At 64.5% G+C, this 26,792-nt stretch carries 22 protein-coding genes; 3 read left to right on the top strand and 19 right to left on the bottom strand.

The window, feature by feature from the left end; all coding sequences use genetic code 11:
- Nucleotides 1-14: 14 nt before the first annotated feature.
- The 3 genes from O1Y97_RS12665 to O1Y97_RS12655 all read left to right on the top strand — a co-directional run bounded on the left by O1Y97_RS12665 (nt 15) and on the right by O1Y97_RS12655 (nt 3,399).
- Complete coding sequence (locus O1Y97_RS12665) at nt 15-593, top strand: SCO family protein (RefSeq protein ID WP_108609836.1); 579 nt, start codon at nt 15-17, stop codon at nt 591-593.
- Between the two features lie 21 nt (nt 594-614).
- Nucleotides 615-1,487: a 50S ribosomal protein L11 methyltransferase gene (locus O1Y97_RS12660; RefSeq protein WP_318761254.1), complete on the top strand. Its 873-nt coding sequence runs from the start codon at nt 615-617 to the stop codon at nt 1,485-1,487.
- Between the two features lie 82 nt (nt 1,488-1,569).
- Nucleotides 1,570-3,399 carry an aminopeptidase P family protein gene (locus tag O1Y97_RS12655; protein ID WP_318761253.1) on the top strand — a complete coding sequence of 610 codons (1,830 nt, stop codon included), beginning with the start codon at nt 1,570-1,572 and terminating at the stop codon, nt 3,397-3,399.
- Between the two features lie 45 nt (nt 3,400-3,444).
- Here O1Y97_RS12655 and O1Y97_RS12650 read toward each other — a convergent pair whose 3' ends face one another.
- The 19 genes from O1Y97_RS12650 to O1Y97_RS12560 all read right to left on the bottom strand — a co-directional run bounded on the left by O1Y97_RS12650 (nt 3,445) and on the right by O1Y97_RS12560 (nt 26,789).
- Nucleotides 3,445-3,741 (bottom strand): AzlD family protein, encoded by a 297-nt coding sequence (locus O1Y97_RS12650; protein WP_108607638.1) that lies wholly within the window; start codon nt 3,739-3,741, stop codon nt 3,445-3,447.
- Nucleotides 3,738-4,466 (bottom strand): AzlC family ABC transporter permease, encoded by a 729-nt coding sequence (locus tag O1Y97_RS12645; RefSeq protein WP_318761252.1) that lies wholly within the window; start codon nt 4,464-4,466, stop codon nt 3,738-3,740. The genes O1Y97_RS12650 and O1Y97_RS12645 overlap by 4 nt, the downstream gene beginning before the upstream one ends.
- Before the next feature lie 177 nt (nt 4,467-4,643).
- Nucleotides 4,644-5,246 (bottom strand): 3'-5' exonuclease, encoded by a 603-nt coding sequence (locus tag O1Y97_RS12640; RefSeq protein ID WP_318761251.1) that lies wholly within the window; start codon nt 5,244-5,246, stop codon nt 4,644-4,646.
- Nucleotides 5,247-5,254: 8 nt separating this feature from the next.
- A complete protein-coding gene (gene ligA, locus O1Y97_RS12635) occupies nt 5,255-7,408 on the bottom strand; it encodes an NAD-dependent DNA ligase LigA (protein WP_318761250.1) in 2,154 nt (717 codons plus the stop codon).
- Nucleotides 7,409-7,540: 132 nt separating this feature from the next.
- Entirely contained in the window at nt 7,541-9,217 is a 1,677-nt protein-coding gene (recN, locus tag O1Y97_RS12630; RefSeq protein ID WP_318761249.1) for a DNA repair protein RecN, read from the bottom strand.
- A 10-nt stretch (nt 9,218-9,227) separates the two neighbouring features.
- Nucleotides 9,228-10,097 (bottom strand): outer membrane protein assembly factor BamD, encoded by an 870-nt coding sequence (locus O1Y97_RS12625; RefSeq protein WP_108607635.1) that lies wholly within the window; start codon nt 10,095-10,097, stop codon nt 9,228-9,230.
- A 183-nt stretch (nt 10,098-10,280) separates the two neighbouring features.
- Nucleotides 10,281-11,216 carry a UDP-3-O-acyl-N-acetylglucosamine deacetylase gene (gene lpxC, locus O1Y97_RS12620; protein WP_183260371.1) on the bottom strand — a complete coding sequence of 312 codons (936 nt, stop codon included), beginning with the start codon at nt 11,214-11,216 and terminating at the stop codon, nt 10,281-10,283.
- Between the two features lie 278 nt (nt 11,217-11,494).
- Entirely contained in the window at nt 11,495-13,183 is a 1,689-nt protein-coding gene (ftsZ, locus tag O1Y97_RS12615; RefSeq protein WP_318761248.1) for a cell division protein FtsZ, read from the bottom strand.
- A gap of 70 nt (nt 13,184-13,253) precedes the next feature.
- Nucleotides 13,254-14,564 (bottom strand): cell division protein FtsA, encoded by a 1,311-nt coding sequence (ftsA, locus tag O1Y97_RS12610; RefSeq protein ID WP_318761247.1) that lies wholly within the window; start codon nt 14,562-14,564, stop codon nt 13,254-13,256.
- A complete protein-coding gene (locus O1Y97_RS12605) occupies nt 14,561-15,502 on the bottom strand; it encodes a cell division protein FtsQ/DivIB (RefSeq protein ID WP_108607631.1) in 942 nt (313 codons plus the stop codon). Before O1Y97_RS12605 ends, ftsA begins: the two co-directional genes overlap by 4 nt.
- Nucleotides 15,490-16,416: a D-alanine--D-alanine ligase gene (locus O1Y97_RS12600; RefSeq protein ID WP_108607630.1), complete on the bottom strand. Its 927-nt coding sequence runs from the start codon at nt 16,414-16,416 to the stop codon at nt 15,490-15,492. The genes O1Y97_RS12605 and O1Y97_RS12600 overlap by 13 nt, the downstream gene beginning before the upstream one ends.
- A 325-nt stretch (nt 16,417-16,741) precedes the next feature.
- Nucleotides 16,742-17,707: a UDP-N-acetylmuramate dehydrogenase gene (gene murB / locus O1Y97_RS12595; protein WP_318761246.1), complete on the bottom strand. Its 966-nt coding sequence runs from the start codon at nt 17,705-17,707 to the stop codon at nt 16,742-16,744.
- Nucleotides 17,704-19,110, bottom strand: a complete 1,407-nt coding sequence (gene murC, locus O1Y97_RS12590) for a UDP-N-acetylmuramate--L-alanine ligase (RefSeq protein ID WP_318761245.1) — start codon at nt 19,108-19,110, stop codon at nt 17,704-17,706. Before murC ends, murB begins: the two co-directional genes overlap by 4 nt.
- The gene (murG, locus tag O1Y97_RS12585; protein WP_318761244.1) at nt 19,107-20,234 is read right to left on the bottom strand and encodes an undecaprenyldiphospho-muramoylpentapeptide beta-N-acetylglucosaminyltransferase; all 1,128 of its coding nucleotides are present in this window, start codon (nt 20,232-20,234) and stop codon (nt 19,107-19,109) included. The genes murC and murG overlap by 4 nt, the downstream gene beginning before the upstream one ends.
- Before the next feature lies 1 nt (nt 20,235).
- Nucleotides 20,236-21,390: a putative lipid II flippase FtsW gene (ftsW, locus tag O1Y97_RS12580; RefSeq protein ID WP_183260359.1), complete on the bottom strand. Its 1,155-nt coding sequence runs from the start codon at nt 21,388-21,390 to the stop codon at nt 20,236-20,238.
- Nucleotides 21,390-22,790, bottom strand: coding sequence for a UDP-N-acetylmuramoyl-L-alanine--D-glutamate ligase (murD, locus tag O1Y97_RS12575; protein ID WP_318761243.1), 1,401 nt, complete (start codon nt 22,788-22,790; stop codon nt 21,390-21,392). Before murD ends, ftsW begins: the two co-directional genes overlap by 1 nt.
- Before the next feature lie 7 nt (nt 22,791-22,797).
- The gene (gene mraY / locus O1Y97_RS12570) at nt 22,798-23,880 is read right to left on the bottom strand and encodes a phospho-N-acetylmuramoyl-pentapeptide-transferase (RefSeq protein ID WP_108607624.1); all 1,083 of its coding nucleotides are present in this window, start codon (nt 23,878-23,880) and stop codon (nt 22,798-22,800) included.
- Between the two features lie 24 nt (nt 23,881-23,904).
- A complete protein-coding gene (locus O1Y97_RS12565; RefSeq protein WP_108607623.1) occupies nt 23,905-25,338 on the bottom strand; it encodes a UDP-N-acetylmuramoylalanyl-D-glutamyl-2,6-diaminopimelate--D-alanyl-D-alanine ligase in 1,434 nt (477 codons plus the stop codon).
- Entirely contained in the window at nt 25,335-26,789 is a 1,455-nt protein-coding gene (locus O1Y97_RS12560) for a UDP-N-acetylmuramoyl-L-alanyl-D-glutamate--2,6-diaminopimelate ligase (RefSeq protein WP_318761242.1), read from the bottom strand. The genes O1Y97_RS12565 and O1Y97_RS12560 overlap by 4 nt, the downstream gene beginning before the upstream one ends.
- Nucleotides 26,790-26,792: the final 3 nt, after the last annotated feature.

The following is a 26,792-nucleotide window of genomic DNA, read 5'->3' as shown; positions in this document are numbered from 1 at the left end:
TGGAATCACATTCGATGATGCGCACGATCCTTGCCGGCATTCTGATCCTGATGGCCGCCGGCGTCGGCTGGCTGACCTTCGACTGGTACAGCAGCAAGAACAGCGCCCAGGCCTTCGGCGCGCCTTTCGTGCTCGTCGACCAGAAGGGCGCCGAGATCACCGAAGCCGCCTTCCGCGGCCAGCCGAGCGCCGTCTTCTTCGGCTTCACCCACTGCCCGGAGGTCTGCCCGACGACGCTGTTCGAGCTCGACGGCCTGCTCAAGCAGATGGGCGACGAAGGCAAGAACATCCGCGCCTATTTCGTCTCGGTCGATCCCGAGCGTGACACGCCCGAGGTGATGAACACCTACGTCAGCAACGTCTCCGACCGCATCACCGGCATTACCGGCGACCCGGCCAAGATCGCGGCCATGTCCAAGTCCTTCGGCATCTATTCCAAGAAGGTCGAGACCGAGGGCGGCGACTACACCATGGACCACACCGCGTCTGTCCTGCTGCTCGACAGCAAGGGTGATTTCTTCGGCACCATCGCCTATGAGGAGAACCCAGAGACTGCGCTCGCCAAGCTCAAGCGGCTGGCGAACGAAGGCTGACCCTCCTCGACCGGACCCGACATGACCCAGACACGGCTCTATTTCACCACCGGCCGCGAAGCGGCAAACCGCATCTTCGCCTCGCTCGACACAATTTTCGAGGAGGATGGCTGGCCGATCGCGGTGATCGAAGTCGACGAGGATCGTGATATCCACGAAGTGTCGCTCTATACGGACGGCGAGGTCGCAGACATCGAGCGCCGTATGGCCGCAGCCCTCGCAGAGGCGGGCCACACCGGTCCGATCGCCCGCGAGGTCCTGCCCGATATCGACTGGGTGGCCAAGTCGCTCGAAGGCCTGAAGCCGGTCCAGGCCGGCCGCTTCATCGTCCATGGCGGCCACGACCGCGACGACGTGCGCCCCGGCCAGATCGCCATCGAGATCGAAGCCGGCCTCGCCTTCGGCACCGGCCATCACGGCACGACGGCCGGCTGCCTCGAAATGATCGAAAAGGTCATTGCCGAGGAGAACCCGGCCAACGCGCTCGACCTCGGCACCGGCAGCGCGGTTCTCGCCATTGCGGTTGCCAAGCTGGCGCCCATCCCGGTGCTCGCCACCGACATCGACCCGGTTGCAACCGAAGTCGCCGCGGCCAATGTCCGCCTCAACCGCACCGGCGATCACGTCGAAACGGCAACGGCGGCAGGCTTCGACGATCCGATCTTCGCCGCACGCGGCCCGTTCGACCTGATCGTCGCCAACATCCTGGCGCAGCCGCTGATGCAGCTTGCGCCTGAAATGGCAGCGCATCTCGCCCCACGCGGCTCACTGGTTCTCTCGGGCATCCTCGACCGCCAGCACGACGCGGTGGTCGAAGCCTATGTCGCAGCGAAGTTCCGTCATGTCGAAACCTTCCACCGCGAAGGCTGGGTGACGATCCACCTCAAGAACTGACATCGTGGCCCAAGCTGGCGGCGTTGCCACCGGTGGCGCACAAAGATAGGTTCGCCGGAAATCCAGATTCCGGGAAACCATCATGTTCCAGTCCTTCGATTCAGCCGGCGATCCCTCCGTCGGCAAGCCGCGCACGGCGCTCCTCAGGCAGTGGCTCAAGGAGAACGGGCTCGATGGCTTCATCGTGCCGCGCGCCGACGAGCACCAGGGCGAGTATGTTGCCCCGCGCTCGAACAGGCTGCGCTGGCTGACCGGCTTCAGCGGCTCGGCCGGCGTGACCATCGTGCTCGGCAAGAGCGCTTATGTCTTCGTCGACGGCCGCTACACGCTGCAGGTGCGCGACGAGGTCGATCTCGGCATCTTTTCGATCGAGAGCCTGATCGACAACCCGCCGGCCGCCTGGATCAGGGAAAACCTGCCCACGGGTGCGCGACTGGGCTTCGACCCGTGGTTGCACACCATGGGCGACGTCAAGGCGCTTTCCGCCTCGGCGGAGAAGGTCGGCGCGGTGCTGGTCCCGCTTGCCCGCAATCCCATCGACGCGATCTGGGAAGATCAGCCCGACGCGCCGCTGGCCCCCGTCGAGATCCATCCCGAGGCGTTGGCCGGCGAACTCGCCAAGGACAAGCTCAAGCGGCTTGCAGCGGCAATCGACGACGAAGGCGCAACCCATGCGATCCTGACCGACCCGTCTTCGCTCGCCTGGGCCTTCAACATCCGCGGCGGCGACGTGCCGCATACTCCGCTGGCACTGGGCTTTGCCATTCTGGCCGCCGATGGTTCGCATGCCGTCTTCATGGACAAGCGCAAGCTCGGCCGCACCGAAGAGGCCTATCTCACCCAACTCGCCGACATCAAGGCACCGGGCAAGCTCGAGGACGCAGTCGCGGCGCTTGCCAAATCAGGTGCGCGAATCGCGCTCGATCCGGTGCTTGCCGCCGACAGGCTGCGTGCCCTGATCGAGGACAATGGCGGCACGGTGGTTTCTGCACCCGACCCTGCTCGCCTGCCGCGCGCCACCAAGAACAGCGCCGAGATCTCGGGCTCACGCGCCGCCCATCGCCGCGACGGTGCAGCGGTCGCCAAGCTGCTCTGCTGGCTCGACCGGCAGGAGCCGGGCAAGCTCGACGAGATCGCCGTCGTCAGCCGTCTCGAAGAATGCCGCCGCCAGACCGGCGAAGAGACCCAGATGCCGCTGCGCGACGTATCCTTCGACACCATTTCGGGAGCCGGCGCCAACGGCGCGATCATGCATTACCGCGTCTCGCGCGCCACCAGCCGCGTGCTCGGCGACGGCGAGCTGTTCCTGCTCGATTCGGGCGCGCAGTATCAGGACGGCACCACCGACATCACTCGCACGATGCCGGTTGGCAAGCCGACCGAGGAGATGCGCGAGCGCTTCACCCTGGTGCTCAAGGGCATGATCGGAATTTCCATCGCCAGGTTCCCGGCCGGCACGCGCGGTGCCGACATCGATGCCATGGCACGCATCGCCTTGTGGAAGCATGGGCTGGACTACGCCCACGGCACCGGCCACGGCGTCGGCTCCTACCTCGCCGTGCATGAGGGACCGCAGCGCATCGCCAAGACCGGCATGGAGAAGCTGCTGCCGGGCATGATCCTGTCCAACGAGCCAGGCTACTACAAGGAAGGCCACTACGGCATCCGGCTCGAAAACCTGATCCTGGTGACACAGGCCGCGGCGATCCCGGGCGGCGACATTGCCATGCACGGCTTCGAGACGTTGACGCTGGCCCCCTTCGACCAGCGCCTGCTGCGCGCCGATCTCCTGACTCGCGAAGAGCTTGATTGGCTGAACGCCTACCACGCGCGCGTGCTTGCAGAAATTGGGCCGATGCTCGACGGGGAAACGCTGGCCTGGCTCGAACAGGCGACTGCACCGATCGTCTGATCGGGCCAATGAAGACACCGGCCGCCACGGCGGCCGGCTTTTTGCTCAGCCGATGAAATGCCGCATGGCGATCAGCACGGCAGCTCCCGCCAGGAACATCGTCATCAATCCGCCGCGCAGCGAAACAACGGCTGCCACCGCAAGTGCTGTGAGTTCAGCCGGACCGGCAGAAAGTGCGGCAGGCGCCACCAGCGTGGTCAGCACCGCCGCCGGCACTGCGTTCAGGCCCGCCTCCACACGCGGATGGATACGCTCGAAGCGCGAAATGACGAGATGGCCACCGATACGGGTCAGATAGGTGGCGACCGCACCGGCAATGATGATCCACAGCGTCGTGCTCACGACACCACCTCCGCCGTTTCATCGACTGTGGCCGCCTCGCCGGGCCGCACCGGCATCGCCGCAGCAAACAGCACACCCGCGAGCGCACCGATCGAGACATGCCAGGGCGAACCGACCGTCTTGTAGGCGATCATCGAAGCCACGGCACTCGCAACCACTATGGGCAGCCAGCGCGGGCGCTTGCGGAAACTCATCACCAGCCCGAGGAAATAGATCGGCAGCAGGAAGTCGAGGCCTATTGCATGCGGATCAGGGATCAGCCGGCCGAACAGCGCGCCGATGCAGCTTTCGACTACCCAGCAAATATACAGCGTCAGCGCCATGCCCATGTACCAGGCGAAGCCGACCTTTTCGCCCTGCTCGCGGATGCGCTCGGCCTCGGCATATTGCGGATCGGTCAGGAAGAAATAGCCGATTGCCTGCTGGACCCAGGGCCAGTGCGCGATGTGCGGGCCAATCGCCGCAGAATAGAGCACGTGGCGGAAATTGACCGCGAAGATCGACAGCACGATGAGCCAGGGGGCGACATGCTGGCCGAACAGCTCGATGCCGACGAGTTGGCTCGCGCCGCCGAAGATAGTGGCGCTCATCAGAGTTGCTTCAGCGACGCTGAAGCCGTTGTCGACGGCGAGCGCGCCGAACAGGATGGCGAATGGCGCGGACGCGACCACGACCGGCACGCTCAGACGCGCACCTTGCCAGAATTCGGTTTGACGATCAGACATTCGGCCTCCGTGGCGCATCGGCCCGAGAATCGATCTTTGATATTCGGAATGCACGATGCGCAGGTCAAATAGCCACCGCAGGCAGCGGACCGACGCGCACCGCTCTGCGCGGATGTCTGAATAAGTCAGCCGGCTTTGCCTGTCACATCAATTCGGTTGAGCCAACGATCAGCGAAACTATCGCGCCGGTTTGGCTCGCTTCACCGAGCAAGGCGAGTAACCGCTGGCGTGGAGACGGCCCGTCGTCATCTCGAGCCTGGTCGGCAGGTCGCGCATCGCAGAGACATTGAGCTTGCGCGCAACCGCCAATGCCACCTCGCCGCAGGCATGCGCGTCCTCGGCCGCATTGTGGTGCTTGAACGAGAAATCGATGTGGCGCGACACCTCGTTGAGCCGGTGCGAGGCAAGGTCCTGCCACACCATCCTTGCCATCTTCAGCGTACAGACATAGTCGATATCAGGACAGGCGATGCCATACAGCGCATAGGTCGCCCGCATGACGCTCATGTCGAAAGCGGCGTTGTGGGCTATGACCAGCGCATCGCCGAGATCGTCTTCGAACTCCTCCATCACCTCGGGAAACTCCGCCGCATCCTCGACATGCTCGGGGCGGATGCCGTGGACGGCGATGTTGAAGCGCGAAAAGCGCATGTCCTTCGGGCGAATGAGCCTCTCTTCGACGCGGATGACCGCGCCGTCCTCTATCCAGGCCAGGCCCACCGAGCACGGGCTGCTGCGCTGCTCGTTGGCAGTTTCGAAGTCGATGGCAAGTGCACGCATGAAGTCTGTCAGCCCGCCTGCCCGATGCGCTCGAACCACTGGTCCTCGGTGATCACCTCGATGCCGAGGTCTGTCGCAGCCTTGAGCTTCGACCCCGCGCCCGGCCCGGCCACCACCAGGTCGGTCTTCTTCGACACCGAGCCCGCCACCTTGGCCCCCAGCTTCTCGGCCATGGCCTTGGCTTCGTCGCGCGACATCTTTTCGAGCGATCCGGTAAAGACAACTGTCTTGCCAGAGACCGGCGAGGACACGTCGCCGATACGCTCCTCGTCGAGCGGCGTCACTTCCGCCAACAACGCGTCGAGCACCTGCCGGTTGTGCTCCTCGGCAAAGAATTCGACGACCGCTTCGGCGACAATGCCGCCGATACCGTTGACCCCGGTCAGTTCCTGCCAGGCGGCGTTGCCCTTGTCGCCCTTCCCCTCTGGCATCACCGCAGTGGTACCGGCAGCGCGGAATGCGTCGAAACTGACGTAGTGGCGGGCCAGCCGCTTGGCATTGGTCTCGCCGATATGGCGGATGCCGAGCGCAAACAGGAAGCGCGAGAACTCGACCTGGCGGCGATCGTCGATGGCCGCAAACAGCTTGCGCGCCGAGGTCGCACCGAAACCGTCGATGTTCTCTAGCTTGGTCAGCGAGCCCTCCTGCCGACGCTTGAGCGTGAAGATGTCGGCGGGCGAGCCGATATGCAGCGCCGGATCCTGCGATTGGAAGAAGAACTCGATCTGCTTTTCGCCGAGCCCTTCGATATCGAAGGCATTGCGCGAGACGAAGTGGCGAAGCCGTTCCACCGCCTGCGCCGGGCAGATCAGGCCGCCGGTGCAGCGCCGCACCACCTCGCCCTCCTCGCGCACCGCGTGGCTGTCGCAGGCTGGGCAGCGAGTCGGGAACTGGTATGGCTGCGCCTCCGCCGGCCGCTTTTCCATGACCACATCGAGGATCTGCGGAATGACGTCGCCTGCCCGCTGGACGATCACCGTGTCGCCGACACGGATGTCGCGGCTCTCGCGGATCGGTTGGCCGCTGTTGCCGATGCCCTTGATGTAGTCCTCGTTGTGCAGCGTGGCGTTGGTCACCACAACGCCGCCGACTGTCACCGGCTGCAGCCGCGCCACCGGCGTCAGCGAGCCGGTGCGGCCGACCTGGATGTCGATGCCGAGCAGCGTCGTCGTCGCCTTCTCCGCCGGGAACTTGTGCGCGATCGCCCAGCGCGGCGAGCGCGAGACGAAGCCAAGCCGCTGCTGCAGGTCGAGGCGGTCGACCTTGTAGACCACGCCGTCGATGTCGTAACCGAGCGTCGCCCGATTGGCCTCGATCGTCCGGTATTGCGACAGCAGGCCTTCGACGCTGTCGAACACCTTCATCAGCGGATTGGTCTTGAAGCCATAACGGCCGAAGGCTGCAACCATGCCCATCTGGGTGTCGGCCGGCATCTCGCTCACCTCGCCCCAGGCATAGGCAAAGAAGCGAAGCGGCCGGCTGGCCGTGATCGAGGTGTCGAGCTGGCGCAGCGAGCCTGCCGCCGCATTGCGCGGATTGGCGAAAATCTGCTTGCCCGCCTCGCCGTTGCGGCGGTTGAGCTCGGCGAAATCGACGTGGCTCATATAGACCTCGCCGCGCACCTCCAGCACCTCGGGGAAATCGCCCGACAGCACGTTCGGGATGTCGGCGATGGTGCGGGCATTGGCGGTGACGTTTTCCCCGACCTGGCCATCGCCGCGTGTCGCCGCCGTCACCAGCCGCCCGTTCTCGTAGCGAATCGACAGCGACAGGCCGTCGATCTTCGGCTCGGCTGTGATGATCACCGGCTCGTCCGCGCCAAGCCTGAGGAAGCGCCTGATGCGGCCGACGAACTCGCTCACATCCTCGTCGGCAAAAGCGTTGTCGAGCGACAGCATCGGCACGACATGGGCAACCTTGCCGAATTTCTCCGACACTGCCGCGCCAACCGACTTCGACGGCGAATCCTCGCGTACCAGTTGGGGGAAGCGCTGCTCGATCGCGAGGTTGCGCCGGCGCAACGCATCATAGTCGGCGTCCGAAATCGTCGGCGCATCGTCGGCGTGATAGCGCAGGTCATGGCCGGCAATCTCTTCGGTCAGCCGCGCAAGCTCGGCCGCGGCTTCTGCCTCGCTTAGCGAATCGACTGATTTCTCGGACATGTTGCGGCTCCGGCCAAATTGCGGCGCCACCATAAATCAGGAAGCATGTGCAGGGGAGCCGGTTTCACCAAAAGCCCACGCAAATCAGCAGGATCGCAAAGGCTCCTGACATGTTCCCGTCGCTACCATCCCTCAGGAAGCGGCGGCAACATTCTCGCGTAGCAACCGCTCCGCGGCGGCGCGCGCCTCTTCGGTGATCGTCGCACCCGAGAGCATACGGGCAATCTCCTCCTGGCGCGCCGGACGGTCCATCTCGTGGATGCCGGTGGCCACCTTGTCGGTGTTGCCCTTCTTGGAGATCAGGAAGTGCGTCGCCGCGCGCGCTGCGACTTGCGGCGCATGCGTGACCGAAAGCACCTGCACACGGTTGGCAAGTCGCGCCAGTCGCTGGCCGATGGCATCGGCCACCGCACCGCCCACGCCGGTGTCGATCTCGTCGAAGACCAGCGTCGGTGCCGAGCCGCGGTCGGCAAGCGCCACCTTGAGCGCGAGCAGGAAGCGCGAAAGCTCGCCGCCAGACGCCACCTTCATCATCGGCCCGGGCCGCGTGCCCGGATTGGTGCGCACCCAGAATTCGACCTGGTCGATGCCTTCCTGCATGCGGTTGTCGGCTTCGCTGGCCATCTCGACGATGAATTCGGCCCGCTCGAGCTTGAGCGCCGGCAGTTCGGCCATGACGGTCTTGCGCAATCCTTCGGCTGCCGTCTTGCGCAGTTCCGACAGGCTGGCAGCTATGCGGTCATAGGCATCTCGCGTGCCCTTCGCCTGCTGCTCCAGCAAGTGCAGCCGCCCCTCACCCGCATCAAGGTCGGCAAGGTCGGCAACCATCGTGTCGCGCAGCTGCGCCAGGTTGTCGACGGCGACATTGTGCTTGCGGGCCGCGGCGCGCAGCGCAAACAGGCGCTCTTCAGCCTTTTCCAGCCGCTGCGGATCGTATTCGGTGGCCCGAAGTGCGGCATCGACACCCGACTGCGCCGCATCCAGCGAGATCATCGCCTCGTCGAGAGATTTCACCACCTCGTCGAGCAGGCCGGGCACCTCGGCCGACTTGCGCTGCAGGCGGCGCAACAGGCTTGCCAGTTGCGGCAGCGGCGACGACGAGCCGGACAAAACGTCCTGGGCGTCCTGGATTTCGGAAGCGATCTTTTCGACGCGCATCATCGCGGCACGCAGTTCGGCGAGTTCACTTTCCTCGCCCGGTTGCGGGTCGAGCTTCGCCAATTCGGTCACCGAGGCGCGCAGATATTCCGCTTCGCGCGCGGCAGCCTCGACGCGGGCGCGATGGCGCGACAGTTCCTGCTCGGCCGCACGCCAGAGTTTCCAGGCCTCGGCGGTCGCCCTCGCCTCGCCGACATGGCCGCCGAACGAATCGAGCACTTCGCGGTGTGCGCCGCCATCGACCAGCGCGCGGTCGTCGTGCTGGCCGTGGATCTCGACCAGGGCGCGGCCAATGTCGCGCATCAAGGTCACGCTGGAAGGCTGGTCGTTGACGAAGACACGGGTGCGGCCATCGGCGGTCTGCACCCGGCGCAGGATGATGTCACCGTCGTCGTCGATGGCATTGTCGGCGAGCAGCGTCCGCGCCGGATGGTTGCGCGCAACGTCGAAGACGGCCGTCACCTGCCCTTGGGTTGCCCCATGGCGCACAAGCGAAGCATCGCCGCGCGCACCGAGCGCGAGCGACAATGCGTCGAGCAGGATGGATTTGCCGGCGCCGGTTTCACCTGTCAGCACCGACAAGCCCGGCATGAAATCGATGTCCAGCCGTTCGATCAGGACGATATCGCGGATCGACAGGCGCGAGAGCATCTATTGCTGGTCAGGCGCCGGAGAACATCTTCCCGGCCTTGGATATCCATGAGCCGGCATTTTCTCGCGGCTCAAGGCCGCTGGTCTGCAGCAGCTTGTACGAATCCTTGTACCACTGGCTGTCAGGATAGTTCTGGCCGAGCACGGCGGCTGCCGTCTGCGCTTCCGAAGTCAGGCCCATCGCGTAATAGGTCTCGACAAGACGGGCGAGCGCTTCTTCGATGTGGCGCGTGTTCGAGTAGTTCTCGATGACGTTGCGGAAGCGCTTTGCCGAGGCGATGTACTCGCGGCGCTCGAGATAATAACGGCCGATCTGCATTTCCTTGCCGGCGAGCTGGTCGCGGGCGAAACGGATCTTGGCATTGGCATCGTCGACATATTCCGACGCCGGCCAGCGCTGCACGACCTCGGTCATCGCCTCGATGGTGCGGCGGGCTTCCTTCTGATCCTGCGTCACGTCGCGAATCTGGCGGAAGTAGCTGAGGCCGATGATGTATTGCGCATAGGCTGCGTCGTCGGTCGAAGGATAGAGCGCGAGGTAGCGCTTGGCCGAGTTGATGGCCTCTTCGTAGGAGCCCTGGCGATAGCTGGCGAAAGCGCCCATCACCATCGACTTGCGCGCCCACTCGGAATACGGGTGCTGGCGATCGACCGCCTCGAACTTGCGGCTGGCCTCCTTGAGGCGGCCTGCATTGAGGTTGGCGAGACCCTGATTGTAGAGAACGTCGGCCGGTTCGGTCTGCTCGACATAGGTCGCCAGATCGACATCGGCTTCGCCCGACATGCAGCCGGACAGCGCAAGCGTCGGAGCGACGAGCGAAAGCGCCACAACCAGAGGCTTCAAGCGCAATTTCGATCGATCGGCTCGTATCAATGACATCACAGAGTTTCGCCCCTTTGGCGCTGTTTCGCTTTTAGGCAATGGCCATAGATCACAACTGGCCGTGCCGGGCAACGCTATCGGCCGTCAATCGCGCAATTTTGTGGCAGGTCAAGGCGCATGCCATTTCGCCGGGCGAGTGGTGCAGCCAGGCCACACCACCAATCCGGCGCATTGCCTCCGTCAAAGCGTCCAGGGCGCGTGGACTGCGGCGCTGACGGCAATCAGTTCGGCCGAACGGCCGCGCTCGCGGCGCGACGTCTCGACGACCTCGAAGGCGGACCGGTCCGAAAGCAGACGGCGCAGAGCAGCCGCGTTCAGCCGGTGGCCGCCGCGATAGGAACGGAAGCAGCCGATGAAACGCGCGCCTGCAAGGGCAAGGTCGCCCATCGCGTCGAGCGTCTTGTGCCGCACGAATTCGTTGGAGAAACGCAAGCCTTCGATGTTGATGATCTGGTTGTCGTCGCCGATGACCACGGAATTCTCGAGCGACGAACCGAGCGCGTACCCGGCTGCCCACAGGCGCTCGACGTCCTTCATGAAGCCGAAAGTGCGAGCGCGCGAAATCTCGCGGCGGAAAATGTCGTCGTTGATGTCGGATGCGAAGGACTGGCGGCCGATCGCCGGGCTTTCGAAATCGATCTCGACTTCGAATCGCGTACCGCCATAGGGGCGGAACTCGGCCCACGAGGCGCCGCTTTCGATTCGAACGGGCTTGAGAACGCGGATGTAGCGGCGCTTGACGCCCTGCACTTCGATGCCGACCTGGTCGATGGCTTCGACGAACTGCGCGGCACTGCCGTCCAGAATAGGAATTTCGGCGCCTTCGACCTCGATCAGCAGATTGTCGATACCGAGGCCGAACAGGGCGGCCATCAGGTGTTCGATCGTGGCGACGTGCTGGCCGGCTGGGTCGCCGAGCAAGGTGCAAAGATCGGTCGCACCCACTTCTGACACAATTGCGCGGAATTCTCGGTCGACAACCTGAAACACCACGCCCGTATCCGCGTCTGCCGGCGCGAAATGGATGGCTACCGGCTTGCCGCTATGAACGCCAATGCCCGACAGCGTGACACGCGATTTGAGTGTTGTCTGATAATCCTGCAAGTCGATCCCCATATGCCCGTACTCACCACGTCCGCTTCGCCACACCACGGCGCACGGCTCTTATCTTCGCCAGACGGGACCTCATCCCCACGATACCCGCCCCAGCGACCTTAGTCGGCGCGAAGATAGTCTTCCGGATGATAGACTCCAAATCACGGTTTCTTACTCTGTGTAACTGCGGGGACGCCTCGACTCACCCCGTCAAGTCAATGATTTGACTGATCTTTTCAGATCAAAAGGCGGGCGTCGAGACGCCCGCCTTTCAAACAGTGTTACTGCTCGTTCACAGTTCAGTTGGCTTGCCGGCGAAGGAACGCGGGAATCTCCAGCTGATCGTCTTCCTGAGTCCGTGCCTGCGGCGCCAGGCGGCCATGTTCGTCGAGCTGTCCGCGGCGCGGCGCGTAGAGCTGCGATTCCTGGCCGGTCACGCGGCGCTGCTCGGGGGCGGGCTGGCGCAGCTTCGGCTCGCGCGGCTGCGCGGGCTGCAGGCGTGCCGGCTCTTCCTCGCGGCGGGTCAGGCCGCTCGTCAGGCGCTTGAGCAGGCCCATCGGACCGCGGTCCTCATGGTCTGCCGGCTGGGTCTTGGCTTCCACCTCGGCCTTCACCATCGGCGGGAAGTCCTCGACGCGCGGCATGCGCGGCTGGACCGGTGCCGGATGCATCATCTGGGGCGCAGTCTGTGGCTGTGCCACCTGCTGCGGAGCCGGCTGATGGAACTGCTGCGGCTGCGGCTGATACTGCTGGGCTTGGGGCTGGGCCGGCGGAGCCTGGAACAGCTTGCTCTGCGGGCGGAACTCTTCACCCTGCGGTGCGGCCGGACGCGGCTGGGCCATGGCTGCGGCGTTGGTCTCAGCAAGACGGATGGCTTCTGCGACCGGGTCGTTGGTGCGCACTTCCATACGCGGCTGCTCGACCGGTGCCGCCTGCAGTGCAGGACGGGCAGTCTCGACCGGACGCTGGGCCGGCTTGGGCGCCTGGCGGATGGTCAGGGGTGCCGCTGCCATGTCGGCGGCCGACTTGTCGATGCCGGTGGCAACGACCGACACGCGGATGACGCCTTCCAGGTCCTCGTCGAAGGTCGCGCCCAGGATGATGTTGGCGTCCTGGTCGACTTCTTCGCGGATACGGGTCGCGGCTTCGTCGACTTCGAACAGGGTCAGGTCGCGGCCGCCGGTGATCGAGATCAGCAGGCCCTTCGCACCCTTCATCGAGGTCTCGTCGAGCAGCGGGTTGGCGATCGCAGCTTCGGCAGCGGCCATTGCACGGCCCTCGCCCGAGGCTTCGCCCGTACCCATCATGGCCTTGCCCATCTCGCGCATCACCGAACGGACGTCGGCGAAGTCGAGGTTGATCAGGCCTTCCTTGACCATCAGGTCGGTGATGCAGGCGACACCCGAATAGAGCACCTGGTCGGCCATCGCGAAGGCGTCCGCGAAGGTCGTCTTGTCATTGGCGAGACGGAACAGGTTCTGGTTCGGGATGACGATCAGCGTGTCGACGCACTTCTGCAGCTCTTCGATGCCGTAGTCCGCCGTCTTCATGCGGCGCTGGCCCTCGAAGTGGAACGGCTTGGTGACCACGCCAACGGTCAGGATGCCCTTTTCGCGCGCGGCGCGGGCAACGACGGGTGCTGCACCGGTACCGGTGCCGCCGCCCATGCCCGCGGTGACGAAGCACATGTGGGTGTTCGACAGGTGGTCGATGATCTCGTCGATGCACTCCTCAGCGGCCGCGCGGCCGACTTCCGGCTGCGAACCGGCGCCAAGGCCCTCTGTGACGTGCGCGCCGAGCTGGATCAGGCGCTCGGCCTTCGACATGGTCAGCGCCTGAGCATCGGTGTTGGCCACCACGAACTCGACGCCGCGCAGGCCGGCGGTGATCATGTTGTTGACGGCATTGCCGCCGCCGCCGCCGACACCGAACACGGTGATGCGGGGCTTGAGCTCGGTGATGTCCGGCTTCTGCAGATTGATCGTCATAGTCCTCGTCCTTTTTGCCTTTCAAGCCGCTTCGCCGTGCGGCCGCCAATGGGGCTGTCCCCGTCAATTCCTAAAAACTGTCTCTCAACCACTGACTCATGCGATGCAGTTTTCCGCCAGTTCCCGTTGCCCTGTAACGGGAAATCCCTTTCGCCGAATGGCTCTCGATGCCAGCCATCTGCGGGTAGATCAGAAGCCCGACGGCGGTCGCGAAAGCCGGCCCCTTGGCGGCCTCCGGCAGACCTGCCACGCCGAGCGGGCGGCCGATGCGGACATTGCGGCCGAGAATGCGACGCGCTGCCTCGGGCAGCCCGACGAGCTGGCTGGCGCCGCCGGTCAGAACGACACGCTTGCCGACGGCATTGCCGTAGCCGGACTTGTTGAGCCGGTCGCGCAGCAGTTCCAGCGTCTCGTCGATGCGGGCGCGGATGATCCGCGTCATCACCGAGCGCGGGATCTGCAGCGGCACTTCGTTGTCGTCGACGCCGATCGGCTGGATGCTGATCAGGTCGCGGTCGTCGGTGCTGCCGGGCAAAGCCGAGCCATGCATGACCTTGAGACGCTCGGCATCGTCGAGCCGGGTGGAAAGCCCCTTGGCCATGTCCATGGTGACGTGGTTGCCACCGATCGGAATGGCGTCAGCGTGAACGAAGCGGCCTTCGGAGAAGACAGACAAGGTGGTGGTTCCGCCGCCCATGTCGATGCAGGCAGCACCCATTTCGAGCTCGTCGTCGACCAGTGCGGCCAGGCCGCTGGCATAGGGCGTTGCAACCATGTGCTCGACCGACAGGTGCGAGCGGTTGATACAAAGCTCGAGATTGCGCATCGGCGCCGAATCGCCGGTCAGCACATGCATGTCGACGCCAAGCGTGTCCCCGACCATGCCGAGCGGATCGCGCACGCCGCGTTCGGCATCCAGCGAAAAGGCAACGGGCAGCGAGTGGATGACATCGCGCTCGGCCTTCAGCGCCTGCTTGGCGCCGGCTCCCAGCACGCGCCGGACATCGGCTTCCTCGACCTCGTGGCCGCCGAGATTGATCGTCGCGGTGAACGCCTCGCTCTTGATGCGTCCGGCCGAGAGATTGACGATCAGCGAGTCGGCCGTAAGCCCGGCCATGCGCTCGGCAGCATCGACGGCAAGGCGGATGGCGTGCTCGGCGCGATCGAGATCGACGACCACGCCCGATTTCACCCCTTGCGATTTCTGGTGGCCGATGCCGATCACTTGGGCCTGATGGGTACGCCCCTTGAGAAGTTGGCTGCCTTCGGCTGGCTTCAGCTTGGCCACCACGCAGCAAACCTTGTTCGAACCGACATCGAGCACCGTGAGGATGCCCGAGCGACGCGAAACCGGATCTTTTTGACCGCCAAGCCAGCTCATGTTCTGCTCCCCGCCTTCGCCTTGACGACCTTCGGTTTGGTCTTCAGCGCGTCGGCACGACGCTCGACCGCTTCCGGCGTGAGCTGCACCACCAACCTGTCACCGAAACGCATGTCGACTGCCGAGATGTCACGCGTCAGGATCGCATCGTCGCGATCAAGCGCAGCGAGATCGGCGAGCGCCGCATCGACCTTGTTCTCCGGCAGCTTGACGGTGATGCCGTTGTCGAGGCGCAGGTCCCAGCGTCGTTCGCCGATACGGATATAGCCTCTCACGCGCGACGCCAGCTCCGGAAAGGCCTGGACCTTGGCGACGAAGTCAGCCCCGCGCTCGGCGGCACCGAAACCGATGACCAGCGGCAATGCGACCTGACGGCCACCGGTGAAGGGAGCGATGACCTTGCCGTCCTTTTCGACGACGCTGAGCTGGCTGCCATGCTGCCAGATGGCAAAGGCGTCGCGCTCGTCGACGCGAACTTCGATGGTGTCGGGATAGACCTTGCGGACCGCAGCATCGCGAACCCAAGGCAGGCTGACGATGCGCTCGCGCGCCTCTTCCGGGTTGAAGCCGACCAGCGACGTCCAGCCGTCAAGCTCGAGCTTGTCGAGAATATCGATTTCCGAGGTTTCGCGATTGCCGGAGACCTTGATCTGGTCGACGGCAAAACCGCTGCGGGCAGTGACGCCCTGGACCAGTGCCGGAAAATGGCCGCCGACATAGGCGCCATAGAGCGAGCTCGCGGCAAGAAACGCCGCCGTCAGCATCGACGCCGCATAGGGCGGAGGAGTGAACTCCCCGCGCCCGAAGCGCGACAGGATGCGAACCGGCTTGCGCAGCAGCCGCGGCAGCACGAAATGCTCCGCGGACAGGGACAGCCCGAAGACGCGCGGCGTTGCGCCGTTCACCCTCCCGCTATCTCCCGATCTCAACGCAAACACGAAGCGTCCTCCACCATCCAACTCAACAACTCACCAAACGTATGCCCGGCGTGGGCAGCAATCTCAGGCACCAGCGACGTCGGCGTCATGCCGGGTTGCGTATTGACCTCCAGCCAGACGACCTCTCCATTTTCGGAATGGCGGTCGTCGTACCGGAAGTCAGACCGGGAGACGCCCCGGCACCCGATCGCTTGGTGAGCCTTGAGCGCCAGTGTTTGTATTTTTTGGTAAATATTCGGTGAAACTTTCGCGGGGCATTCGTGCTTTGATCCCCCGGCAACATATTTTGAATCATAATCGTAGAAGGCGTGGCCGGTCGGAATGATCTCGCAGACGCCGAGCGCGACATCGCCCATGACGGCGCAGGTCAGCTCCCGTCCATGGACGTAGCGCTCGACCATCACCGTATCGCCGTAGCGCCACTCCGAAGACGAGATCACCTGCGGCGGATGCGACTGGTCTTCCTTGACGATGACCACGCCGAAGCTTGAGCCCTCCGCCACCGGCTTGACCACGTAAGGCGGCTTCATCGGATGCTGGTTGCCGATAGCGAAACGATCGAGAACGCGGGATTCGGCAATCGGAATGCCGGCAGCCTTGGCAACCTTCTTCGACTGCTCCTTGTTCATGGCAAGCGCCGACGCCAGCACGCCGGAATGGGTATAGGGAATGCCGAGATATTCGAGGATACCTTGAATCGTGCCGTCCTCGCCGAAGGGGCCATGAAGCGCGTTGAACGCAACATCCGGCCTGAGCTCGGCAAGCACCGCACCGACATCGCGGCCGACATCGACCCGGGTGACCTGATAACCCACCTGCTCGAGCGCATCGGCACAGGCATTTCCAGACGACAGGGATACAGGCCGCTCGGACGAAAACCCGCCCATCAGGACAGCGACATGCTTCGACTTCATCCCCGACAATCCCCTCTCAACTCCGAACACAACGCCTTGTTTCCAAAGACCGAATCACACCTGTCCGGAAGTTGACCCTCCGGATGAAAACGCGGTTTACGCGTCACGCGACTCAAATCAGGAAACGCTTTAGGTCAGAGAATCAGAGACTTGATTCCGTGGCAAGTGCCGATTGAAAGTCATTGCGATTTCGTGACCTCGGGCGAATCCCGAGAACACTTGGATGGCAGCGGCGGAAGGCGAAAATCGGGCAGTAAAAAGCCCTCGAAGCACGGCGCAGCGAAGGCTGAAATGATCGTCGTGGCCGGCCCCTGGACCTGCTCCTCTAGAGCATTTGCCCAAGAAACTCCTGCACTTCGCGGCCGGACTTGAACTGACCGATGCGCTTGATTTCCCAGTGCAGGCGGATGCCCGCATTCTCGAGCACGCGGCTGCGCACCGTCTCGCCGAGATATTCGAGGTCGTAACCCGTCGCATTGCCCGTATTGATCATGAAGTTGCAGTGCATCGGCGACATCTGCGCGCCGCCGATCATCAGGCCGCGGCAGCCGGCATTGTCGATTTCCTTCCAGGCCGAGGTACCCTCGGGATTCTTGAAGGTCGAGCCGCCGGTCTTTTCGCGGATCGGCTGCACCGTCTCGCGATGATGCTGGACCGCGTCCATGGCCGCCTTGATGGCGTCCTTGTCTTCCGCATACCCCTCGAAGGTCGCCGAAGTGAAGATCAGGTCGGCAGCCGCAGACGAGTGGCGGTAGCTGTAGCCCATGTCGGCATTGGACAGCACATGCAGGTTGCCCTGGCGGTCGAGTGCGCGCACTTCGACGACCCGCTCCCGCGTTTCGACGCCGTTGGCGCCTGCATTCATGCGCAAGGCACCGCCGATGGCGCCGGGGATGCCGTGGTAGAAATGGAAGCCGCCGATGCCGTTGTCATGCGCAAGGGCTGCGACGCGCTTGTCGGGCGTTGCCGTCCCTGCCCTGATTCCGGTGGGCGAGATCGCCTCGGCCTCGCCGAACCCCTTGGCCGAAAGCCGCACGACGAAACCGGGAATGCCACCTTCGCGCACCAGAAGGTTGGAGCCGATGCCGACGACCATCACCGGGATCTCTTCCGGCACCGCCTTCAGGAAGGCGGCGAGATCTTCCTCGTCGGCCGGCTGGAACAGCGCCTGGGCCAGGCCGCCGGCGCGAAACCAGGTGATCTTTTCCATTTCGGCGCTGGGCGTGATGCGTCCGCGCAACCCGGAAAGGCGATCGCCAAGCTTTTCGATCAGCGCTTCGCCACCCGTCACGACCCGCCTCCGGCGAGTTCGCTCGGCAGTGCATAGGCCCATTGCGTGATGTTGCCGGCGCCGAGATAGACGACGAAATCGCCCGGCTTGGCCAGTTCGCGCACGACAGGCGCCACGGCAGCGGCGCCTTCGATATGGCGGGCGTCGCGATGGCCGCCGGCGCGGATGCGCGCGGTCAGAGTCTCGGAATTGACGCCCTCGATAGGGTCTTCCCCGGCCGCATAGACAGGTGCGACCATCACGGTGTCGGCGTCGTTGAAGCAGGCCGAGAAATCGTCGAACAGGTCGCGCAGGCGGGTGAAGCGGTGCGGTTGGGCAATGGCGATGACGCGGCCCTTGGTAGCTTCGCGCGCCGCGCTGAGCACGGCCTTGATCTCGACCGGATGGTGGCCGTAGTCGTCGAACACCTCGACGCCGTTCCACGAACCGGTGTGGGTGAAGCGGCGCTTGACGCCACCGAAGGACGACAGCCCGCTTTTCACTGCCTCGGCGGAGATTCCCAGTTCGGTAGCGACCGCGATGGCAGCCGTGGCGTTGGACACGTTGTGGCGTCCCGGCATCGGCAGGCGCAGGCCCTCGATGGTGGTCGACGACGCCGACTTGCGGTTGCGGATGACCACGTCGAAGACCGACACCGCGCCGTCCATGTGGTGATTGGTGAAGCGCACGTCGGCCTGGGCGTTTTCGCCATAGGTGATGACGCGGCGGTCCTCGATATGGCTGACCAGCGCCTGCACTTCAGGATGATCGGTGCACATCACGCCAAAGCCGTAGAACGGCACGTTCTCGACGAACTGGCGGAACGCCTCGCGCACCTTGTCGAAGGTGCCGTAGTGGTCAAGATGCTCGGGATCGATGTTGGTGACGACGGCGACGTCAGCCGGCAGCTTGAGGAAGGTGCCGTCGCTCTCGTCGGCTTCGACAACCATCCACTCGCCCTCGCCCATGCGGGCGTTGGTGCCATAGGCATTGATGATGCCGCCATTGATGACCGTCGGGTCGAGCCCGCCGGCGTCGAGCAGCGTCGCCACCATCGACGTGGTGGTGGTCTTGCCGTGCGTGCCGCCGATGGCGACCGCATTGCGGAAGCGCATCAGTTCGGCCAGCATCTCGGCGCGCCGCACGACAGGCAACAGCTTCTCGCGCGCCGCCATCAGTTCCGGATTGGTTTTCTTGATCGCCGTCGAGACGACAATCACCTCGGCGTCGCCAAGGTTCTCGGCCTTATGACCGACGAAGCATTCGATGCCCTTTTCGCGCAGGCGCTGCACGTTGGCGCTCTCGGACTGGTCCGAGCCCTGCACCTTGTAGCCGAGATTGTGCAGCACCTCGGCGATGCCGCTCATGCCGATGCCGCCAATGCCGATGAAATGCACGAGGCCGATCGTCTGCGGCATCTTCATGGCCGCACTCCCTTCCTGAATTCCGCAACGGGTATTTTCGACGCAATAGCCTCTGCGAGGTCGGCGAGCAACCGTGTGGCGTCTGCTTTGCCGACTGACTTAGCGGCAGCTGCCATGGTAGCCATGCGCGCAGGGTCGTCCATGGCGCCCCCAATGAGCCCGGCGATCCGCTCGATGGAAAGCGTCGACTGCGGGTGAACTTCGCCGCCGCCGGCCGCCGCCAAACGCGCCGCGTTTGCGGCCTGGTCGTGGTCGAGCGCATGCGGGTACGGCACCAGAAGTGCCGGACGGCCGATGACCGCGATCTCCGAGACAGTCGACGCTCCCGAGCGCGACATCACCAGATGGGCAGCGGCCATGCGCTGCGCCATGTCGTTGAAGAATGGCGACACGTCGGCCGCGATGCCGAGCCTGGCATAGGCCGCCTTGACCTTGTCGGCATCCTCGACGCGGGCCTGCTGGGTGATGCGCAGGCGCTTGCGCAGCACTTCGGGCAGCAGGGCTATGGCGCCGGGCACCGCATCGGAGAAGAACTGCGCGCCCTGGCTGCCGCCGAAGACCAGGAGATTGAACTGGTCCGAGCCGCCGGATGCCACATAAGGGGTCTTCGACGCTTCGATCACGGCCGGCCGTACCGGATTGCCTGTCACAACGATCTTGGCGCTGTTGGCGCCGGAGTTCTCCGGCAGGAAGCCGCCCGCGATCGCATCGACCCTGGTCGCCAGCGCCTTGTTGGCGCGGCCCATCACGGCGTTCTGCTCGTGCACCATGGCCGGCACGCCGCGGCGGGTCGCGGCATAGAGCGGCGGCAGCGTCGGATAGCCGCCGAAGCCGATGACCACGGAAGGCTTGATCTTGGCGATCACCTGCGAGGCCTGGCGCACGCCGCGCCAGATGCTCCAGAAGGCCCTCATCAGCGCGATGGGATTCTTCGAGCCGATCGTCGACGAGGAAATCGGATGAATGGCGGCAGCCGGAAACTTGCCGGCGAAACGTTCGGCGCGGTCATCGGTGGCAAGATGCACCTGCCAGCCGCGCGCCGTCAGTTCATGCGCCAGCGCCTCGGCCGGAAAGAGATGGCCGCCGGTACCCCCGGCGGCAAGCATGACAGTCCCCTTGGCCATGTTATTCCGCCGGCACTGCGTGCCGCGGCATGGCGGAAAATCCGGTCGGCCTGAGCTTTTCGGGCTTCTTGCGGGTCAGCGCCAACACCATGCCCATGGAGATGGCGATGGCGATCAGCGACGAGCCGCCATACGAGATGAACGGCAGCGTCATGCCCTTGGCCGGCATCAGCTGCAGGTTCACGCTCATGTTGATGATCGACTGGAAGCCGAACACCACGACAAGACCGGCAACCGCGTAGCGGGTGAAGTCGTCATGTTCCTTCAGCGCGGTACGCAGGCCGCGCAGCACGATGAAGGCGAAGATCGACATGATGATCAGGAGCAGTACGATGCCGAACTCCTCGCCCGCCACCGAAAAGACGAAGTCGGCATGGCTGTCGGGGATGACCCGCTTGACCATGCCCTCGCCCGGTCCGACGCCGAACCAGCCGCCGCTGATGATCGCTTCGCGGCCCATGTCGACCTGGAACGTGTCGCCCTCGCCGGTGAGGAAGCGGTCGATACGGCCCGCCACGTGCGGGAACACAGTGTAGGCAGCAAAGCCGCCGCCGAGGCCGACGGCACCAAGGGTGATGATCCAGAACCACGACATGCCGGCCATGAAGAACATCACGCCCCAGGTACCGAGAACGAGGATCGTCTGGCCGAAGTCCGGCTGCGCCATCAACAGCGCCAGGACCACGCCGAGCAGGATCATCGCAAACAGATTGCCGGGGATGTCTGGATGGCGCTCGTGCTGGGCAAGCAGCCAGGCAGAGATGACGACAAAGGCCGGCTTGAGGAATTCCGACGGCTGGATCGAAAGGCCGGCCAGCGAGAGCCAGCGTCGGGCACCCTTGACCTCGACGCCGACGAACAGCACCGCAACCATCATCACCAGCATGATGCAGAGCATGACCAGCGCCACGCGCCTTATCTGCCGGGTATCGAGGAACGACACCGCGATCATTACTGCCAGCGCCGGGATCGTGAAGATGATCTGGCGCGTGGCGAAGTGGAAGCTGCCGAGCCCGATGCGTTCGGCAACCGCCGGGCTTGCGGCAAATGAAAGCACGATGCCCAGTCCCATCAGCGACAGGAATGCCGCGAGGAACCATCGATCGACCGTCCACCACCACAGGGCGACGGGACTTCTGTCGAGACGGCTGGCCATTATCTTGCCCCTCCGATAGCGCTGACGCCATCAATAGCATTCACAGCTTGCCTGAAGGCTTCGCCGCGAATCTCGAAGTTCTTGAACTGGTCGAAGCTGGCGCAGGCCGGCGAGAGCAGCACCACCGCCTCGCTGGTGTCGTCCTTGGCCGCGTCTTCGGCGGCGTGTTCGACCGCAGCCGCAAGCGTCCCCGAAATCTCATAAGGCACAGCCTCGCCCAGCGTCGCGGAGAATGCCGGAGCGGCCTCGCCGATCAGATAGGCCCGGGCGATGCGCGGAAACAGGCTGCGCAACGGCTCGATACCGCCTTCCTTGGGCAGGCCGCCGGCGATCCAGTAGATGCGCGGGAAGCTCGACAGCGCAGGTGCGGCGGCATCGGCATTGGTCGCCTTGGAATCGTTGACGAACAGCACATGGCCCTTGCGTGCGACCTGCTCCATGCGATGGGCAAGACCAGGGAAGGATTCGAGGCCCGCCTGGATCTCACCGAGATCGAGCCCGACCTTGAGGCAGGCCACTACAGCAGCAAGTGCATTCTGGGCATTGTGCTGGCCACGCAGCGAGCCGATGCCTTCGAGGAAGGCGATGCGGCTGTAGCGGCCGTCGGCCGCCTCCATCAGATCGGCACCGTCGGCGAAATAGCCATCGGTCAGCGGCAGCCGCTTGGAGATGCGCACGACGTTCTTGCCGGCCCGCTCGAGCCGGTCGGCGATCTGGGCGCAATAGATATCGTCGACGCCGATGACAGCGGTATCGCTGCCGGCCACCAACCGCTCCTTGATCGAGGCGTAGTGCTGCATCGTGCCATGACGGTCGAGATGATCCGGCGTCAGGTTGAGCAGGACGCCCGCCGTCGGGTTGATCGAAGGCGCAAGGTCGATCTGGTACGACGAGCATTCGACGACGTAGTGACGATCCGGCTGCGGCGGATCGAGCGTCATGACGGCGCGGCCTATGTTGCCGCCCATCTGCGTGTCGCGTCCGGCCGACTGGAGGATATGCGCCGTCAGCGCTGTCGTCGTCGACTTGCCGTTGGTACCGGTGATAGCGATGAAGGGCGCTGCAGATGCCGTAGCGATGCGCTCGCGGGCGAACAGTTCGATGTCGCCGATCACCTCGACGCCGGCGCCGCGCGCCAGTTCCACCGTCCAGTGCGGCTTGGGATGCGTCAGCGGCACGCCCGGCGACAGCGCGAAGGACGATATGCCTGCCCACTCGGCGCCGCGCAGATCGCCCGTGGCGATGCCTTCTGCAGCGGCCTTTGCCACGCTTTCGGGATTGTCGTCCCAGGCCAGCACCTCTGCCCCGCCTTCCGCCAGCGCGCGCGCAGTGGCGATCCCCGAGCCGCCGAGGCCGAAGAGCGCTACTCGCTTTCCCTGAAATGAGGTGGCGGGGATCATGATGGCCTCAGCGCAGCTTGAGGGTGGAAAGACCGATCAGCGCCAGGATGACGGCGATGATCCAGAAGCGGATGACGACCTGGCTTTCGGTCCAGCCAAGTTTTTCGAAGTGATGGTGGATCGGGGCCATCAGGAACACCCGCTTGCCGGTCATCTTGAAGAAGCCGACCTGGATGATGACCGACAGCGCCTCCATGACGAACAGGCCGCCGACGATCGCCATGACGATCTCGTGCTTGGTGGCGACCGCGACCGTACCGATCAGGCCGCCGAGTGCCAGCGAACCGGTGTCGCCCATGAAGATGGCCGCCGGCGGCGCGTTGAACCAGAGGAAGCCGAGGCCAGCCCCGATGACAGCACCCAGGATGACGGCGAGTTCGCCGGTGCCTGGCACGAAATGGATCTGCAGGTATTCAGCGAAGACCGCGTTGCCCGAGAGATAGGCAATGACGCCGAACGAGGCCGCGGCGATCATGATCGGAACGATGGCGAGGCCGTCGAGACCGTCTGTCAGGTTCACCGCATTGCCCGCGCCAACGATGACGAAGCAGGCGAACGGGATGAAGAACCAGCCGAGGTTGAGCAGGAAGTCCTTGATGAACGGGAAGGTCAGCGACGACGAGAACGGCGCCTGGCCGTTGTGCATGATGATCCATGCGGCGATGGCGGCAATGACGAACTCGATGCCGAGACGCGCCTTGCCGGACAGGCCCAGATGCGACTGCTTGGTCACCTTGAGATAGTCGTCATAGAAGCCGATGGCGCCGAAGCCGAGCGTGACGAACAGCACCACCCAGACATAGACGGAGGTGATATTGGCCCAAAGCAGCGTCGAGCCGATGATGCCGCACAGGATCATCAGGCCGCCCATGGTCGGCGTGCCGGCCTTCTTGAAGTGCGTCTGCGGGCCGTCGGCGCGGATCGGCTGGCCCTTGCCCTGCCTCAGGCGCAGGGCGTTGATGATCGCCGGGCCGAAGATGAAGACGATCAACGCCGAGGTGATCAGCGCGCCGCCGGTGCGGAAGGTGATGTAGCGGAAGACGTTGAAAAACGACACCTTGTCCGCAAAGTCGACAAGCAAAGTTAGCATGCGTATCCGTCCCCCGAGACCCCGTCAGGTCGCTGTGGTGTTGCCGGCATGCGCCGGGAATGTCTTGACGAGCGCGTCGACGAGCCTGGAAAAACCAATGCCCTTCGACGACTTGATCATGACGGCGTCGCCGGGCTGAAGCGTCTGCAAAAGGACAGCCTTCAACTCTTCGACACCGGTGCGATATTCCGCCCTGAACCCCTCGGGCAGCGTATCGGCAAGCGCCTTCATTTCGGGTCCCGCCATCAGCACCATGTCGGTCCTCGTCGAGCCGATCAGCTCGGCTAGCCCGGCATGCAGCTTGGCCGAATGGCTGCCGAGCTCAAGCATGTCGCCGAGCACGGCGATCCGCCGGCCGGCACCATGGATCGGCGTTGCATCGAGCAATTCGATCGCCGCCTTCATCGAGGCCGGATTGGCGTTGTAGCTCTCGTCGATCAGGGTGATCGGGCCGTTGGGCAGTAACAGGACATGGCGCTGGCCGCGGCCGCTCTCGGCCGACATCGAGGCAAGTTCCGTGGCGACAGTCGGCACGTCAGCGCCGCAGAGATGGGCGGCACCAAGCACGGCGAGCGCGTTCTGCACGATGTGTCGGCCCGGCGCGCCGATGCGAGCGGGCACGTCGCGGCCGCCGATGCGCGCCACGATCATCGAATGATCGGCCTCGAGCGTGCATTTCAGCAGCCGGAAGTTGGCGCGCGCGTTCTCACCATAGCTCATCACGTTGTCGATGCCGGCGGCGCGGGCGAATTTCTCCAACAGCTTGAAGCGGCCGTCGTCGCGGTTGAGCAGCACCGCCCCACCCGGCTCGACGCCTTCGAAGATTTCGGCCTTGGCCTTGGCGATCTCGTCGAGATTGCGGAAGAAACCGAGATGGGCGGCGGCAATCAGCGTCACGACGGCGATATGAGGCCGGACCATGCGCACGAGAGGGCTGATCTCGCCCGGATGGTTCATGCCGATCTCGAAGACCGCATAGTCGCAATCCTCCGGCATCCGCGCCAGCGTCAGCGGCACGCCCCAATGGTTGTTGAAGGAAGCAGCCGAAGCATGCACCTTGCCGACCGACGAGAGTGCGTGGCGCAGCGCTTCCTTGGTCGAGGTCTTTCCGACCGAGCCAGTGACGGCGATGATGCGCGCCCGCGAGCGGGTCCGCGCCGCAACGCCAACCTTTACAAGGGCTGCGAGCACATCGGGCACGACGATCATCGGCGCGCTCAGACGCCCGAGCGCCGGCAGCTTGCCTTCGGCAACTACAAGCAGGCCAGCGCCTGCCTTGATGGCGGCGGTGGCGAAGTCGTGACCATCCATCGTATCGCCTTTGATGGCGAAGAAGGCTTCGCCAGGCTTCAGGCTGCGGCTGTCTATGGATATGCCCGATATGCCTTCAGGCATCTGGCCAAAGGGACGGCCGCCTGTCGCCTCGACAAGTGCCTCGGAAGTCCACAGCAGGCTCATGCCGAACTCCGGGCGAGCGCGTTGCGCACTTCCTCATGATCGGAGAAATGCAGCGTTTCCGCGCCGATCGTCTGACCTTCCTCGTGGCCCTTGCCGGCGACGATCAGCGTGTCGCCTGCATGGAGCATGCTGACCGCCTCGTGGATGGCCTGCCGGCGGTCGCCGATCTCGATGGCGCCCGGTGCTGCCGCCATGATTGCGGCGCGGATGGTTTCGGGCACTTCCGAGCGCGGGTTGTCGTCGGTGACGATGGTGACGTCGGCCAGTCGCGTGGCGATTTCGCCCATGATCGGACGTTTGCCGCGGTCGCGGTCGCCGCCGCAGCCGAAAACGACGATGACACGGCCTGTCGTGAACGGCCGAACCGCCGCCAGGACATTTTCCAGTGCATCTGGCTTGTGGGCGTAGTCGACGTAGACGGGCGCACCGGCAGCCGTCGTGCCGACCAGATCGAGGCGGCCTGGCGCGCCTTCAAGATATTCCAGTGCCCCGAGCGCCTTGGCGACATCGGTTCCGGTGGCAATCGCAAGACCGGCGGCTACAAGCGAATTGGCGACCTGGAAATCGCCGGCCAGCGGCAGGTCGATCTCGTAGATGACGCCATCGCATTCGATCTCGGCGCGCTGCCGGTGGCGTTCGTGTTCGACCCGCTTGAGGCTGAGGAAATCGCCATGGCGGCCGACGGTAAGTACCTTGAGGCCGGCAGCATGCGCCGCAGCGATGGTCGGCTGTGACCACGGATCGTCGGCGAAGACGACCGCCGGAGCGCCCTTCGGCAGCAGCGCATCGAACAGGCGCAGCTTGGCGCGGTGATACTCCTCGACCGTCGGATGGTAGTCCATGTGGTCGCGGCCGAGATTGGTGAAACCGCCGGCGGCCAGCCGCACGCCGTCGAGGCGGCGCTGGTCGAGACCATGGCTCGACGCTTCCATCGAGGCATGAGTCACGCCGGCGTCCGCGAGTTCGGCAAGCAGCTTGTGCAACGCGACCGGGTCCGGAGTAGTCAGCTGTCCGTATTCGTTGCGGCCGGGCGCCACCACACCTGTCGTGCCGATGCTTGCGGCGGCATAGCCGGCATGCGTCCAGATCTGTCGCGCGAACGCTGCCACCGAAGTCTTGCCGCTGGTGCCTGTCACCGCAACCATGGTTTCTGGCTGGCGGCCGTAGAATTTGGCGGCAGCCAGCGCCAATGCCTGGCGCGGATCATCGACAGATATCACTGGCACGCCGGCCGAGCCGAGCTGGGCCCCCTTGGCAGCGATGACGGCAACGGCGCCGCGCCTTGCGGCATCGCCGGCATAGGCGGCCCCGTCGGCCTTGCTTCCGGAGACGGCAAAAAACAGCGTTCCTGGCGTCACCTGCCGCGAATCCGACGAAACTCCACTCACCTCGACATCTCTGGGCAGAACCCCATCGACGGGCAGGATACCGGCAAGGTCAATCAGTTTCATCGA

The organism is Aminobacter niigataensis (genome assembly GCF_946995915.1).
Taxonomy (GTDB): Bacteria; Pseudomonadota; Alphaproteobacteria; order Rhizobiales; family Rhizobiaceae; genus Aminobacter; species Aminobacter niigataensis.
This window is presented reverse-complemented; position numbering and strand designations above follow the sequence as displayed.